This window comes from Sphingomonas sp. LC-1 (assembly GCF_025371035.1).
Classification (GTDB): domain Bacteria; phylum Pseudomonadota; class Alphaproteobacteria; order Sphingomonadales; family Sphingomonadaceae; genus Sphingomonas; species Sphingomonas sanguinis_E.
The window spans coordinates 90,114-104,759 of sequence record NZ_JANZXB010000008.1; the positions used below are offsets into that span (position 1 = coordinate 90,114).

Sequence of the window (14,646 nt, forward strand, 5' to 3'; positions counted from 1 at the left end):
AAGTCGGCCATGTCAGCGCGAGCCCCCGGTCATCGGCCATGCCTGCATCGTCAGTCGCGCCGATCCGCCCCTTGCGCTTGCACTCCAGCGAAGCGGGCCGCCACCGCGAAAGAAGCGGTCGGTAATGGTGCGCGTGCCGTCGCCGACGAACACCTCCAGGATCGACTGGTCGGCTAGCACGCGCAGCCGCACCCGCTTTCCCTTCAGATCGACCGGCGCGATATGGCGGGTGGCGAAACCGTCATGAAAATGCGGGCCCGAGCGGGTGCGGTCGACGAACACCTCGTCGACGGTCGGGTTGACGCCGATCAGCGTCTGGTAACCCTGTTCATCGGTCAGGGCGATCGTCACCTGCTCCGCCGTACCGGTGTCGAGATCGAGCGTCAGGTCGGCCGAGCCGCCCGCGATCGGCAGATCCACCGGCGTTTCGCCGAGCGTGGCGGCGAAATCCCGTCGTTCCCCGCGCAGGCTCGCCACCTCGCGCACCGGCGCCTGGGCGATGCGATAACCGGCGGGCGTCTTCTTCAGCGTCACCTCGCGCGGGACGGTCATCAGTCCGCGGGCGGGCCAAGTCGGTATGGCCTCGGCATAGCGCCAGTCATTCGCCCAGCCGATCCAGATGCGGCGCGGGTCATCCTTGGGCAGGTCGTTCCACGACACGGCGGCGTAAAAGTCCGCGCCATAGTCCATCCACTGCGCCTCGCCGGGCCAGCCCGGCACCGGGGTGAAGCGCGTGCCGTCGAAATCGCCGACGAAATACTGCCCGCCCGAACCGCCGCCGACCGCATTGTCGCCGAGATTGATGCCCAGCACCCAGCGCTTCTCGCCCGGCGCGCCGCCTTCGACCGGCAGTTCGAACAGATCGGGGCATTCCCAGTTCTTGCCCCGCCCGCCAGCGGGACCGAAGCTGCTGGCAAAGGTCCATTGCTTCAGGTCAGGCGAGGTGAACAGGACCGCGCGGTTCTCCAGCGCCATCACCGCCACCATCACCCAACGCTTCGTGGGGGCGTGCCAGAACACCTTGGGATCGCGGAACTCGGGCGATCCGACGCTCAGCACCTCGCCATGCACGGTCCAGGTCCGGCCGCGATCATTGCTATAGGCGACATATTGCGATTGCAGCTTCGCCTTGGGATTATGCCCGGTATAGATGGCGACCAGCGGCGGCTTGCCGTTCCGGCCGAAGCCGGTGGTGTTGTTCCAGTCGACCACCGCGCTGCCCGAAAAGGCCATGACATCGGCGGTCTCGGGGATGGCGATCGGCAGTTCCTGCCAATGGACCAAATCGCGGCTGACCGCATGGCCCCAACTCATATGGCCCCAGCGATCGCCATGCGGATTATACTGGAAAAACAGGTGATACTCGCCGTCATAATAGACGAGCCCGTTGGGATCGTTCATCCAGTTGCGCTGCGGCGCGAAATGATAGGTCGGGCGCGGATCGGGACGCTGCGCCGACGCGGCGGAGGCCAGCGCGATCCCGGTCATCGCGAGGAGGGCGATGGTCTTCATGCCGCCTGCCCCTTCAGGTTCATGTCTTCGAGTGCGACGCCGTTGGTCTCCGGCATCACGCGCAGCGTCCAGACCAGTTGCAGCAGCATCATCGCGCCGAAGAATGCGAAGACCCAGCCGCCGACCGCGCTCGCCACGATCGGGAAAAGCCAGGTGATCGCCGCCGCCGCGACCCAATGGGTGGTGGACCCCAGCGCCTGTCCCTTGCCGCGCACCGCGCTGGGGAAGACTTCGGAGATGAAGACCCAGATCACCGCCCCCTGGCTGATCGCGAAGGCGGCGATGAAGGCGAGCAGGCCGCCCAGGATCAGCGTACCGTTCGGAACGCTGCGTTCGAGCTGCCAACCGACCAGCAGCAGCGCAGCGGCGCACACGATCGACCCGACGATCAGCAGCGGCTTGCGCCCGAACCGATCGATGAAGAACAGGGCGGCGACGGTGAAGAGCAGATTGGTCCCCCCGACCGCGATCGACTGGAGCAGCGCGCTGTCGGCCCCCGCCCCCGCCAGTTCGAAGATGCGCGGCGCGTAATAGAGCAGCGCGTTGATGCCCGAGAGCTGGTTGAACATCGCGATGGCGATGGCGCAGGCGACCGGGAAGCTGTACGCGCTCTGGAACAGCCGGGCATCGCCCTGCCCCGCATCACGGCGCTCGGCGGCCTCGATCTTCACCAGTTCGGCCTGCGGATCGAGAAAGCCCAGCCGGGTCATCACCGCCGCCGCCTTGGCGCGATCGTTGTGAATCGCCAGCCAGCGCGGACTTTCGGGCAGGACGAAGGTCACCGCCAGGAACAGGGCGGAGGGTACCGCGACGATTCCGAACATCCATCGCCAGGCCTGTTCGGGCGGCAGCGCCTGCGCGATCAGATAGTTGCTCAGGAACGCGATCAGGATGCCGAGCACGATGTTGAGCTGGTTCATCGCGACCAGCCGTCCGCGAAACCGCGCGGGCGACACTTCGGCGATATAGATCGGCGTCACCACCGACGCCGCACCGATCGCAAGGCCGCCCAGAAAGCGGAACGCGATCAGCATCGGCCAGCTTTGCGCAAGACCAGTGCCCAGCGACGAGATGACATAGGCGATCGCGACCGACAGCATGATCGCCTTGCGCCCGTATCGGTCGGCGGGCGCGCCGGTGACCAGCGATCCGATGACGGTGCCGATCAGGGCGGACGCGACGGTGAAGCCCAGCGATGCATCGGTCAGCGCGAAGCGCGTCTGCAACGCCTGCGTCGCGCCCGAGATGACGGCGGTGTCAAAGCCGAACAGTAACCCGCCCAGCGCCGCCCCGGCCGCGCTCAATATGATGGCGACCGTCGCCCGTGCATCGTCCCCGTCCTGCCGCCCTGCCGGCGTGGTGATGCTATGCATCGACCGTCTCCTTGTGTGTTTGAAAGGCTTCGGCCGTGCGCCAATGCATCGGCCATTGGCGGGTGACGGTGCGATAGGCGAGCGCCAGTGCGCCGGTCAGCCCCGCCGAAGCCCCCGCCGTCGGTGCGGCGATATAGTCGTCCATGTCGATCGCCCGCATGCTGGCGTCATATCCGGCGAGCTTCGCCACCAGCGCCTGGCGCACCCGCGGATACATGGCCGGCTGCATCACGCCGCCGCCCAGGATGATCCGATCGGGACGGACGACATAGGTCAGCGTCGCGCACAGGGCCGCAATATAGTCGGCCTCGATCGTCCAGGCCGCGTGATCGGCGGGAAGCTGTTCGGCGGGAACGCCCCAGCGGGCGCGCATCGCCGGACCGCACGCCAATCCCTCCAGGCAATCGCCATGGAACGGGCAGATACCGGCAAAGTCCTGATCCCCCGCCGCGCGCGGCACCTGGATATGCCCCGCCTCCGGGTGGTTCGCGCCGCCATGCGGCACCCCGCCGATCAACAGGCCCACACCAATGCCGGTCCCGACCGTGACATAGGCGAAGCTGTCGAGCCCCTGGCCGCTACCGAACAGTCTTTCCCCGACCGCCGCGCAATTCACGTCGGTGTCGAGCGTCATCGGCACGTCGATGCTCCGGCGGAAATGACCGAGCAGATCGACATTCTCCCAATGCGGCTTGGGCGTCGAGGTGATGCAGCCATGATCGGGGGCGAGCGGATTGAGCGACAGCGGCCCGAAACTGCCGATCGACAGGGCCGACAGGCGGCCATGAACACGCTGCGCTTCGTTAAAAAAGGCACTCGCAGCGCCGAGCGTTTCGGCGGGCGTGGTCGTTGCGATCCGGGTTTCCGTCAGCGTCGATCCGTCGCGGTCGGCGACCGCGCACAGGAACTTGGTGCCCCCGGCCTCGATACCGCCCAACAGCAGCGGCTCGCTCATGCGGCGCATTCTGCGGCCGCGGAAACAGGCAAAGCCATTCCCATAATCCATCTCCCATCAACGCCGCTTACCACGGTCGATGGGACTAAATCTACTGGTGTGATTTAATAGGTCAAGCGGGAAAATCCTTGACTTCCAACGACATGCCATGCAATCGTTTGTCGGATTACGTTCGATTTCCCTTCCAAGATCATTCTCGCTTGAACAAGCTGCTCAGATCGGGGGCATATTGGGCGTGAAGCGGCAGCAGCCCGGCGCCGATGGCAGCCGCATTTTTTCCGAGCGAGCCGGTACGCAGATCGGGCAGGAAAAAGTCGGGCGGCGCGTCCTTCTGCAAATGCAGGCGCACCGCCTCGACAAGGTCGGCCAGTTCCCGCGCGTCTAGCGATCCATCGAAGATCACCGCCTCCAGATCGAGCAGGCTGTTCGCCCCCGAAATTGCAAAGGCCAGCGCCTCTGCGCAGCGGCTTTGCCATGCCGCCAGGGCTTGCGGTGTCTTGGCCCGATCACGATCATAGAGGGACGCGTGATGGATCAGCGCGTCGCGGCGGCCATCCGCAATGATCGGCATCGACGCCAATGCGCCCGCATTGCCATGCCGCCCCTGTACGACCTGTCCGTTCAGCACCAGCCCGCCCCCGACGAAGATGCCAAGGTTGATGAGCATGAAATTCTGCAGATCGACACCGGCCCCGCCCAGAAGATGGGCCAGGGTCGCGGCATTGCCGTCATTGTCGAAGAAGCTTGGCCAGTTCAGCCCGGCGCGCAGGCGGTCCGCGACGTCGGCCCGTCGCCATTCCGCCGCCTGATGCTCCGAAATGCCCAGTTCGTCGCGCCACTCGCCCAGGAACCACGGCATCGCGATACCGACGCCGAAAAAGGTCCGCGCGTCCTGAAGCGAAGCAGGCAAATGGTCGTGCAGAAAGCGATCGATGCGCTGCACGGCCAGTTCGATGCTGGGAAAGGCCCCCGTATCGCAATGCATGGCCCGTTGCTGTCCATCGAAATCCAACAGGACGAAGGTCATCGCATTGCGGCCGATCTCGACGCCCACCGTATAGCCGCGAGCGCCGTTGATGCGGTAAACCGTCGCCGGCTGTCCCATGCCGCCGGTTCGCTTCTCCGCCTGGAACAGCAGGCCCTCGCTATCGAGTTCGTCGATGATCCGCACGACCGCTTGCGGCGACAGACCGGTGACCCGCGCCAATTCCGCCTTTGACGCGCCGTTCATCCGCCGGATCGCCGAGAGGATCAGCCGCTCGTTATACCGCCGCATTCCGCTGGCATTGGTGCCCTTGCGCGCCATGTGCATATGGCAAGCCTCTCCCGTGAAGTTTGTAGTTTCCTGCGAGCCTTACACGGAATTGGGCGAAGAAACCCTCCTAAGGACGGATAGGCTTCGTATTTTGCCGTGCTGCCGACGATCCCGCGCCCCCCGCCGCCGGGGTGTACCGACAGGCTGGTCCACCGGCGGCAAGAAATGACGAAACGGATGGACGGGCTGCGCCATCCGGTCACCGGACCGAACGGAAGACCGCTCGGCCCGGACATTCTCTATTCCCTTTGCACTGGCATCAAGTTCAGGCGGTGATGCCCTCGCCCGCGATGATCAGCGCGACGCCGATCGGGTGGCGGGCCCGCTCCGGCAGCGTCACCTCCAAAGCCTGGCCGGTCCGCTTGAAGGGCAGCGGGCTATGGTCCCCCTGCATCGTCACGCGGCGAATCTGTCCCGGCATGGTCGGATTGTCGCTGCCCAGCAACGTCATCCGCGCGACGCCGTCCTCGGGCCAGCCCAGCACCAGCGCATGGAGATTTCCGTTGCGGGTGACATAACGCACATCCTTGGCGCCATAGGCCGATTTGGGCCCACCTTCCGAGAAATTGCCCGCATTCGGCTTGGTCGGGCCTTCGCCGTGGATCTTCCACGGACGGCTGCCATAGATCGCCTCGCCATTGCGTCCCATCCACTCGGCGATCTCCTCGACGATCTTCTCTTCCTTGTCGTCGATCGTCCCGTCGCCGCGCATCGGCACCGACAGCATCAGATTGCCGTTCTTCGACACGACGTCGCACAGCGTATGGAGGACATTGGCCGCCGATTTATAGCCATCATTCCGGTAGGTATCGATGTCGTAATGCCAGCCGCCGATGCAGGTATCGGTCTGCCACGGGAAGCGCTCGATATAGTTCTTGCCGCCGCGCTCCACGTCGTCGACGATGCCCATGCGCCGCTGCGCCGGAGTGACCTTGGCGGTCACCACCGCGTCGAGCTTGCCCCGGTTCCACTGCATCGACTGGTTGTAGAACCAAGAGGTGAATTCCAGCCCGTAATTTTCCAGCGGCAGATCGAAATTGTCGAAATAGACCATGTCGGGCCGGTATTTCTGGACCAGGTCCTTGGCGCGGAGCAACCAGTTGCTGGCGAAGTTCGTGCCCGCCGGAACCCCCTCGTTCCACATCAGGTCAGTCGCGTCGTGCCAGGCATTGGCTTCCTCGACCGTGCGGATGCCGTCGGGCATGGGCATGTGCCGCCCGACATAAAGCTGTTGCGGGTCCAGTCCCTGCCACCATTGGCCACGCCCCTGCGCCGCCGTCAGCTTCCATGCGTCATAGCGTTCGCCCGCGCGGGGGCCCGTGGGGTCATAGCCATAAGCGGGCTGGTTCCAGTGCCAGGCATGGGCCGAGTGGTTCGATACCGCAAAGCGAAGTCCCCGCTCGCGCACCGCTTTTTCCCAGGTGCCGACGATATCCCTGCGCGGCCCGACCCGCATCGTGTTCCAAGGATGATATTTCGAGTCATAGGCATCAAGATTGTCGTGATGATTGGCCAGCGCCATGAAGTATTTGGCGCCCGCCTTCTTGTAGAGGTCGAGCAACCGGCCGGGGTCCCAGCGGTCGGCCTTCCACCTATTCTGGATCTGCATGAAACCGACATCGGCCGGATGACCATAGGTCTTGAGATGATGATCATAGGCGCGGGTGCCCGGCAGATACATGTTGCGCGCATACCAGTCGCCCGCCTCCGGCACGCATTGCGCGGTCCAGTGGGCCCACATCCCGAACTTAGCGTCGCGGAACCAGTCGGGCACGCTGTATCCGGCGGTCAACGATCCCCAATTCGCCGTGAAGCGCGCCGGAGGCGGAACCTTCAGCGCGCGCCCAGCCCCCATTTGCTGGGGAAGGGTTGCCGCCGACGCGATCGCCGGTGCCATAGCCGCCGCCGCTAGGCTGCCGCCGATCATCTCGCGTCTGTTCGCCGTCATATCCGCCCTTCTCGACCAACAATATTCTGGCGGCCACATGCGTCCGACGCGGCCCCCTCCCCTTGCATCGATCTCGCCGGCGTCACGCCATGGGCGCGCCGATCTCGTTCTCACCCATACAATTTCGTATTCGGTATGCGAAGCTAGGCGAGGCTTGGGGCAATTGGCAAGTGTCGCTCTGCCGGATGAGCTTGGGGCGTGAAATCGACCGACGCGAGCGTCACGCGTTCCTCGCTCCGCCCGGATCGAAGTCGAACGAGCGATCGACTTCGTCCCGCGTGGCGCCCGCCGGATGCCGTGTGGATGCTCATGCGGCGGAACAATGGCCGGGCGGATCAGCTGCGGCGGATCAGCGCCCGCGACAAGCGACGGTCTTCGAGCGAATAGTACAGCCAGATGCCATCCGGTGCGACCACCACCGAGGCAGCAAAGGCGATGTCGGTCGCCCCACGATCATCGGCGGGGGGCGGCAGGATCAGCGGTTCGATCCCGCGCGCAACGACGCAGGTGTAATGCTCGTCGAACGCCACCCAGCCGATCCGCCAGCGCGCATCGCGGGTCGCACCATTGTAGAACATGACGGGGCACGTCTTGTCGTCGGTCAGCAGCGGCCCGGTCGACAGATGCCAGTCGTCCCAGCTATCCTCGCGCGGCATGAAGGGCGTAGGCTGCTCGGTCCAGGGGCCTGCGACATCCGCACCGATCGCCAGCCCGATGCGCGAGGCATTATCGGCGGCATATTCATAGAATAGCCGCCAGCGCCCATCCGCCGTCCGGTCGACGGTCGCCTCCTTGGTATTGCCCTCCGACTTGGAAGACGCCAGCGCGACACCGCTTTTCACCAGCCGATCAAGCGAGGGGCCGGTCGCATAGGACAGTTCGCCATGCGCGTGATCGGCGAGCACCCCCGAATAATAGACGATGTAGCCCTGTTCGGACCGGACCACGGTCGGGTCCTCGACCCCGCCCGCGTCGTGATCGCCGGGCCCCGGCATGATGGAGGGGCGATCCATCATGGTGAAATGCCGCCCGTCCTCGCTCCATCCCGACCAGATGACGCCGGTGTCGGTCAGCACCTCGCCGGGCCGCACCACCGCGCGGACCATCATGCCCCAGCGGCCATCGGCCTCGCGCCAGACATAGGGGCTCATCAGGTCGCGAGCCATCAGCGCGGGCGGCCCGTCGAGCGTGACCTGCTCGATACGCTTGACGTTGAAGTCCAGGTCGAGCGGCGCATCGGCGACCTGGTCCTTGCGATGCGGATCGGCGACCGGGCCGTTGGCGTCGGGCGTCATCATGCGCCCAGCGCCTGCATCAGCGACAGACCGCCATCGATGACGATCCGCGCGCCGGTGATATAGCGCGCCTTGTCGGAGGCCAGGAAGACGGCGAGATCCGCCACCTCCGAGGCGTTTCCGGCCCGGCCGATCGGGATATTCTGTTCGAGCGTGCGGCGATAGACCGGATCGGCCTGCGCCTTGGCGTTCATCGGGGTCAGGATCATGCCCGGCTCGATCGCGTTCACGCGGATGCCACGCGGGGCTTCCTCGATCGCCAGAGTCTCGACCAGGTTGGACAGCCCACCCTTGGCGGCGCAATAATCGGCTCCCCCTGCGCGCACCGCATAGGCGTGGATCGAGGAGATATGCAGGATCGCCGCGTCGCCCTTGGCCTCACCCCGCCCGGTCAGGAAGCGGCGAGAGGTCAGGAAGGCGCCGGTCAGGTCGGTGTCGATCAGCCGCTGCCACTGGGCCAGCGTCATGTCGCGGACCGTCACGCCCGACATGTTGAGCCCGGCGGAATTGACCAGCACATCCGCCGCGCCCCATTGCGCCTCGACAGCGGCGAAGGCCTTCTCCACCGAGTCTTCGTTATTCACCTCCGCCTGGACAGCGATCGCTTCGCCGCCTGCCTTGCGAACCGCCTGCGCCGTCACGTCGGCGGCGGCCTGATCGCTGTGGAACAGCACCGCGACCCTTGCGCCCGTCGCGCCGAACGCCTCGGCACAGGCCGCGCCGATTCCCGACTCTGCCCCCGTCACGATCACCGTCTGCGATACCACCGGCATATTCCCGTTATGGATGAATGCCGGTAACGGTTCTTAACCTGGATCGTTGCTGGGCAAGAACGACATTACCGATTCGTCATTCTTCGTGCCCGTCGCGTCCATGATGGCCGCTCATCTCCGCGCCCGCATCATGGGCGAAGCGGCGGTTCCAGACGATCGCCGATGTGGAGATCGCGGCCACCACCACGAACGCCGCCGAGAAGCTGCCCAGCGTCGGTCCGCCCTTCCCTTCGACCAGCGTCCCCAGCTCCAGCACGGTCGCGGCGGTGCAGATACCCAGCGACAGGGTCAGTTGCTGGAACGTCGCATAGAAGCTGGTCGCCGCGCTCATCCGGTCCTTGTCGACATCCGCATAGGCAATGGCGTTGTACCCGGTGAACTGGAAGGAGGTGAAGAAGCCCGACAGCGCCAGGACGAAGGTGATCGCCGCGATCGGCCAGTCGGGCCGGAACAGTGCGCAGGTGGCATAGCCTGCGCTGCTGACCAGTCCCGACACGATCAGGCTGCGGCGAAAGCCCCATCGACGCAGGACGCGGGGAGCGAGCGCCTTCATCGCCAGCGCGCCGATCGCGCCCGCCATGGTGATAGTACCCGTCTTGGCCGCGCTCAGGCCAAAGCCGAGCTGGAACATCAGCGGCAACAGAAAGGGCTGCGCCCCTTGCGTAATACGGGTCAGCGAACCCCCGATCACCGACAGGCGGAAGGTGGGCACGCGCATCAGCGTCGGGTCCAGGATCGGGTCGTCGGTGTGCCGGGCATGACGGATATAGATCCACCCGAACGCCGCCCCGATGACGAGCAGCCCCAGTGCGACCCAGCCCGTGCCCGGTCGGCTCGCCAGTTCGAAACCGAACAACAGGCAGCCGAGCGAAATGCCCGACATGACGAAGCCCGACACATCGAACCGCGTCCGCGCATCGCCGCGCACCTCGGGCACCAGCATCCAGGCACCGATCACCCCGATGATGCCGATCGGAATGTTGAGATAGAAGATCCAGCGCCAGTCGAGCCAAGTGACGATGAAACCACCCAGCGGCGGCCCCAATATCGGTCCGATCAAGGCGGGCATGACCAGCCAGGACAATGCCTGGACCATATCCTCCTTCGCGACGCTGCGCAGCAGGACCAGCCGCCCGACCGGCACCATCATCGCGCCGCCAATCCCCTGCAGGAACCGTGCGGCGACCAGCGTCGGCAGCGATCCCGACTGCGCGCACAGGATCGACCCGATCAGGAACACCCCGATCGCCGAGCAGAAGACGGTGCGCGACCCGAATTTGTCGGCCAGCGTCCCACTCGCCGGGATGAACAAGGCGAGCGCGAGCAGATAGCTGGTCAAGGCGAGGCTGAGGCTGGTCGCGGGCGTCGCCAGGTCGCGCGCCATCGTCGGCAGTGCGACGGTCAGCACCGTGCCGTCCAGTTGCTGCATGAACAGTGCGGAGGCGACGACGAGCGCGATGACACGGTAGCCACGCGTCTGCGCCGGCTCCGACTTGGGCGCGCCGCTGGTCACCGCCTCGACTCCGGGGGCCAGGCCGTCATTCACGTCCGCACTCATCGAGGCCAAATTACGCCGTCTCCACCGCATCTCGTTCCATTCGTCTGCCGCGTGCCCCCCCTAGAACGCGATTTGCGCCCGACCGATCAAGGTCTGGCCGTGATCTTTCGTCCAAACGCCCGCAACGGGGTTCGCCACCGACCAGTCGATAGCGTTCAATTGCAGGCGAACGAAATTGTTCAGATACCAGTTCACGCCCAGCGTCAGCGCGGTCCCGCGCCCCGCCGTCGGATTGTCGCTATAATCCAGTTCCTCATAGCGTGTGGCCAGCTCGACCGCACCGCTGCCGCCCGAGGTGAAGGGGCGCAGCACGCGCGGACGGCTCCACACCCCGCCGCGCGTCAGATAGGGCGGGGTCTCGCCGGTCAGGAACCAGCCGCCCTGCACCGCCCAGGCGGCCTGGTCGGTCGAGACCCCGGCGACATTGCGAAGCGTCCGCGTGCCATATTCGCCATAGGCCCAAAGCGACTTGTGGAACGCGCCGAACTCGAATCCATAGCCGTCGCCCGACTTGGCATTGGGGAAGCTGCCCGCCGAAATGCGCAGATTGTCGTTGTAGAAGCCGCCGACCGCGATGGCGCGGGTCGGGCGGGTCACGTCGGTCGCGAGGTCCTCGTGAAAGCCCCAGACGCCGAGATGCAGCAGCCAGTCCGCGGTCTTCACTGGGTTCCAGTGCGCACGCGCGGCGATGGTCAGGCCGTCGCCGGCCGTGCCCGGATTGTTGATGTCGTCGCCCGACACCTGCACGCCGACATGCCAGCGACCGCCATAGATGCGCGCCGCCGCGCCCAGCCCGAAAAAGCCGCGCACCGGGATGATGCCCTGCGCGACGAAATTGCGTTCGAGAAAGGGGACCGAGATGGTGCCGCTCGACCCGTCCAGCCCGCGATCGTTCAGCCGGTTGCCCAGCGCGAACTCGGCCTGCTGGCCCATGAACCCAGTCGTCCAGGCGAGATAGGCCGATTTGATCGCGATGTCGTTGTCGGCGAAATCGCCCTCCAGCAGATAGGAGAGATGCTGCCCGACCGATCCCTCGAACCCCAGCCGGAGCGATCGGGCCTGGGTTGCGGTGATGTTACGCGCTGCGACGTCACTGCCCATGGTGGTGCCCAGGTCGACCAGGATACGTCCGCGCGGCCGGAACGAGAATCTGCCGTCGGCGCTGGTGAACTCGGGCGTCCCCTTCGACCAGTCGACATGGACGCCGTCCTTCTGCGCCTTCTCGATCCGTGCGAGCCGTGCGTCGAGCGAAGGCGGATGCGCGTCGGAGGGGAGCGCCTGTCCCAGCGGCAGGGGGATGCGCGGCGGGGCGACGGTCTGGCCCGCCACCTGCGGCGGCGGCGCGGGATGGGCCTCGGAGGCGAGCGGCTGACCAAGCGGCGCGGTCATAGCCGCGACCTTCTGCCCCTCGACCGCCGCCAGCCGTGCCTCCAGCCGGGCGATCTGCGCCTGTTGCTGCTCGACCAGGCGGGTCAGCCGGGCGACATCGTCCTGTCCTGTTTCGGCGGCAACGGGCATGGCGGTACACAGGCCCATGGCAAGCATGGCTCCTCGATACATGACGGCATCCTCTCAAGGGGTGGGCGGGCGGATCGTCGCCGCCGCCTCTTCATGGGTCGCCGCGCCCGACCTTGCGGGACGCGGCGACCGAGGCGGTCCTTAACGGACCTCGCGCTTGGTCAGTCGCGATCCGATGACCAGCGCCAGCAGGGACAGGAGGGCGGCGGCGGCGCACCAGGCGCCGGGGATCGCCTTGTCACCGGTCGCGCCGATCAGCGCGGTACTGATCGCCGGGGTGAACCCGCCGAAGATCGCGGTCGCCAGGCTATAGGCCAGGCTGAAGCCGACGGTGCGGACGTGCGCCGGGATGACCTCGGTCAGATAGACGATGAACGCGCCATTATAGGTGGCGTAGATCGCGGCAAGCAGCAGCTCGACCGTCAGCAGCCGCCCGAAGCTCGGCGCGGCGACCAGCCAGCTCATCAGCGGATAGGCCAGCACCAGCCCCAGCAGCGTCGCGGTGATGAGCAGCGGGCGACGCCCGATCCGGTCGGACAGCGCACCCATGACCGGCAGCAGGATGAAATTGGTGACGCCGACGCACGCCGTGACGAACAGCGCCGAACCCGGCGTCAGCGACAGCACCTTGTTGCCGAAGGTCGGGGTATAGGCGGTGATCATGTAGAAGAAGACGGTCGTCATCACCGCCATCAGCGCACCCTGAAGCACCACGCCCCAATTGCCGCCGATGGTCCGCATGATCTGCGAGAGTTGCGGATGCTCCTTGCGCTTCAGAAAGACCTCGGTCTCCTCCATGTGGCGACGGATGACGAACAGGAACGGGATCATCACGCAGCCGATGATGAACGGGATGCGCCAGCCCCAGGCCTGCATCGTCTCGGCGTCCAGGCTGGTCGACACGAGCAGACCGATCAGCGCGGCGAAGACCACCGCCGCCTGCTGGCTGGCCGACTGCCAGGAGCAGAAGAAGCCCTTCTTGTCGGGCGGCGCGATCTCGTTGAGATAGACCGACACGCCGCCGACCTCGACACCCGCCGACAGGCCCTGCACCAGCCGCCCGACCAGGATGATGATGGGGGCCGCGACGCCGATCTGCGCATAAGTGGGCGTGACCGCGATGGCGAGCGTGCCCAGCGCCATCAGGCCCAGCGTCAGCAGCAGGCCCTGCCGCCGCCCATGCTTGTCGATATAGGCGCCCAGCACCAGCGCGCCGACCGGACGCATCAGGAACCCCGCGCCAAAGGTCATCAGCGTCAGCATCAGCGAGGCGAAGTCGCTGCCGGTGGGGAAGAACGCCTTGGAGATGTAGGTGGCGTAATAGCCGAACACCATGAAGTCGAACATCTCCAGGAAGTTGCCGCTGGCAACGATAAAGATCGACTTGAAGGCGGACTTGCGGCGTTCGGCGGAAATGGGTGCCGCCGCCGGGGTGGCGGCGGCAAAGGATGCGGTTGCCTGGGTCATGGCTTGGCCTTTTGCGAAGCGGGTTCCAATCCGCTGTCGCGGATGATCGGATAGGCTTTGGGGGAGGCGAGATAGGCGATCAGCGCCCGCGCCTCGGCCTGATGCGGGGAATAGGCGACGACACCCGCCGAAAAGGGCGTGACCTTTTGCAGCGCGTCGGGGAGCAGGCCGATGATGCGGATGCCCTGAACCGGCTTCAACTCGCTCAACTGCTGGAAGCCGATCTCGGCATCGCCTTTGGCGACGATCTGGCCCACGGGCGTGGCGGGGATCATCCGGCCCTTCGGGCGGACCTGATCGGCGATGCCCAGCCTGTCGAGCATCGCCGACTGGATATACACGCCCGAGGCGCTGTCCGACCAGGCGATCGATTTGGCGTGGATCAGCGTGTCGCGCACGGCATCGGGCGTGCTGATGTCCAGCGTCGGCGCGCCCGCCTTCACCGCGACCGCGATCTTGGACAGGCCCAGATCGGTGACGGTGCCCGACGTGACGGTGCCCGCCTGCGCCAGCTTGTCGAGCCCGCTGCGCGCCAGGATCACCACATCGGCATCCTCGTGCCGGGCGAGGCGGTTCGGAATGGCTTGCGGGGTGTCGCCCATCGAGGGGCCGTGTTCGGTGACGATATGAACGCCGGTGTCGCGTTCATATTGCTTGGCCAGCGCCTCGAACGCGGCGGTGAAGCCGCCCGAGGTGACGACATGAAGCTCGCGGACCGCAACCGGTTTGGTATCGCGGGCAAAGGCCGGGCCGGCGAGCGATGCCAGCCCCAATAGCAGGACGGCACGCAAAGCGCCGCGCCGCGGGGATGGCCGCGGTCGCCGGGTCTTCGGCTCAAATGGTTCAACTTTCATCGGAAACCTCTCTTCCGCCCCGCTTCCGGCGGGTTCTCTTTCGGGCGGAGGCTTGAGCCGCCACGCCTTACGCGCCAA

At 65.9% G+C, this 14,646-nt stretch carries 11 protein-coding genes; all 11 read right to left on the reverse strand.

The genetic code is table 11. The features are described from left to right. Positions 1-12: 12 nt before the first annotated feature. Positions 13-1,512 carry a glycoside hydrolase family 32 protein gene (locus tag NZL82_RS12575; protein WP_261270098.1) on the reverse strand — a complete coding sequence of 500 codons (1,500 nt, stop codon included), beginning with the start codon at positions 1,510-1,512 and terminating at the stop codon, positions 13-15. Next, on the reverse strand, positions 1,509-2,885 hold the full coding sequence (locus NZL82_RS12580) for a sugar porter family MFS transporter (RefSeq protein WP_261270099.1): 1,377 nt from the start codon (positions 2,883-2,885) through the stop codon (positions 1,509-1,511). Before NZL82_RS12580 ends, NZL82_RS12575 begins: the two co-directional genes overlap by 4 nt. Continuing rightward, a complete protein-coding gene (locus NZL82_RS12585; protein WP_261270100.1) occupies positions 2,878-3,840 on the reverse strand; it encodes an ROK family protein in 963 nt (320 codons plus the stop codon). The genes NZL82_RS12580 and NZL82_RS12585 overlap by 8 nt, the downstream gene beginning before the upstream one ends. Positions 3,841-4,030: 190 nt before the next feature. Beyond that, positions 4,031-5,146: an ROK family transcriptional regulator gene (locus NZL82_RS12590; protein WP_261270101.1), complete on the reverse strand. Its 1,116-nt coding sequence runs from the start codon at positions 5,144-5,146 to the stop codon at positions 4,031-4,033. 274 nt (positions 5,147-5,420) lie between these two features. Next, the gene (locus tag NZL82_RS12595) at positions 5,421-7,103 is read right to left on the reverse strand and encodes an alpha-L-fucosidase (protein WP_261270102.1); all 1,683 of its coding nucleotides are present in this window, start codon (positions 7,101-7,103) and stop codon (positions 5,421-5,423) included. 335 nt (positions 7,104-7,438) lie between these two features. After that, complete coding sequence (locus NZL82_RS12600; protein WP_405051373.1) at positions 7,439-8,401, reverse strand: glycosidase; 963 nt, start codon at positions 8,399-8,401, stop codon at positions 7,439-7,441. Further along, entirely contained in the window at positions 8,398-9,171 is a 774-nt protein-coding gene (locus NZL82_RS12605) for an SDR family oxidoreductase (RefSeq protein ID WP_261270103.1), read from the reverse strand. Before NZL82_RS12605 ends, NZL82_RS12600 begins: the two co-directional genes overlap by 4 nt. A 76-nt stretch (positions 9,172-9,247) precedes the next feature. After that, positions 9,248-10,729 carry an MFS transporter gene (locus NZL82_RS12610; protein ID WP_261270104.1) on the reverse strand — a complete coding sequence of 494 codons (1,482 nt, stop codon included), beginning with the start codon at positions 10,727-10,729 and terminating at the stop codon, positions 9,248-9,250. Between the two features lie 60 nt (positions 10,730-10,789). Next, complete coding sequence (locus NZL82_RS12615; RefSeq protein ID WP_261270105.1) at positions 10,790-12,289, reverse strand: OprO/OprP family phosphate-selective porin; 1,500 nt, start codon at positions 12,287-12,289, stop codon at positions 10,790-10,792. 99 nt (positions 12,290-12,388) lie between these two features. Then, positions 12,389-13,714: an MFS transporter gene (locus tag NZL82_RS12620; protein WP_261270106.1), complete on the reverse strand. Its 1,326-nt coding sequence runs from the start codon at positions 13,712-13,714 to the stop codon at positions 12,389-12,391. Further along, positions 13,711-14,505, reverse strand: a complete 795-nt coding sequence (locus NZL82_RS12625) for a substrate-binding domain-containing protein (RefSeq protein ID WP_261270107.1) — start codon at positions 14,503-14,505, stop codon at positions 13,711-13,713. Before NZL82_RS12625 ends, NZL82_RS12620 begins: the two co-directional genes overlap by 4 nt. Positions 14,506-14,646: the final 141 nt, after the last annotated feature.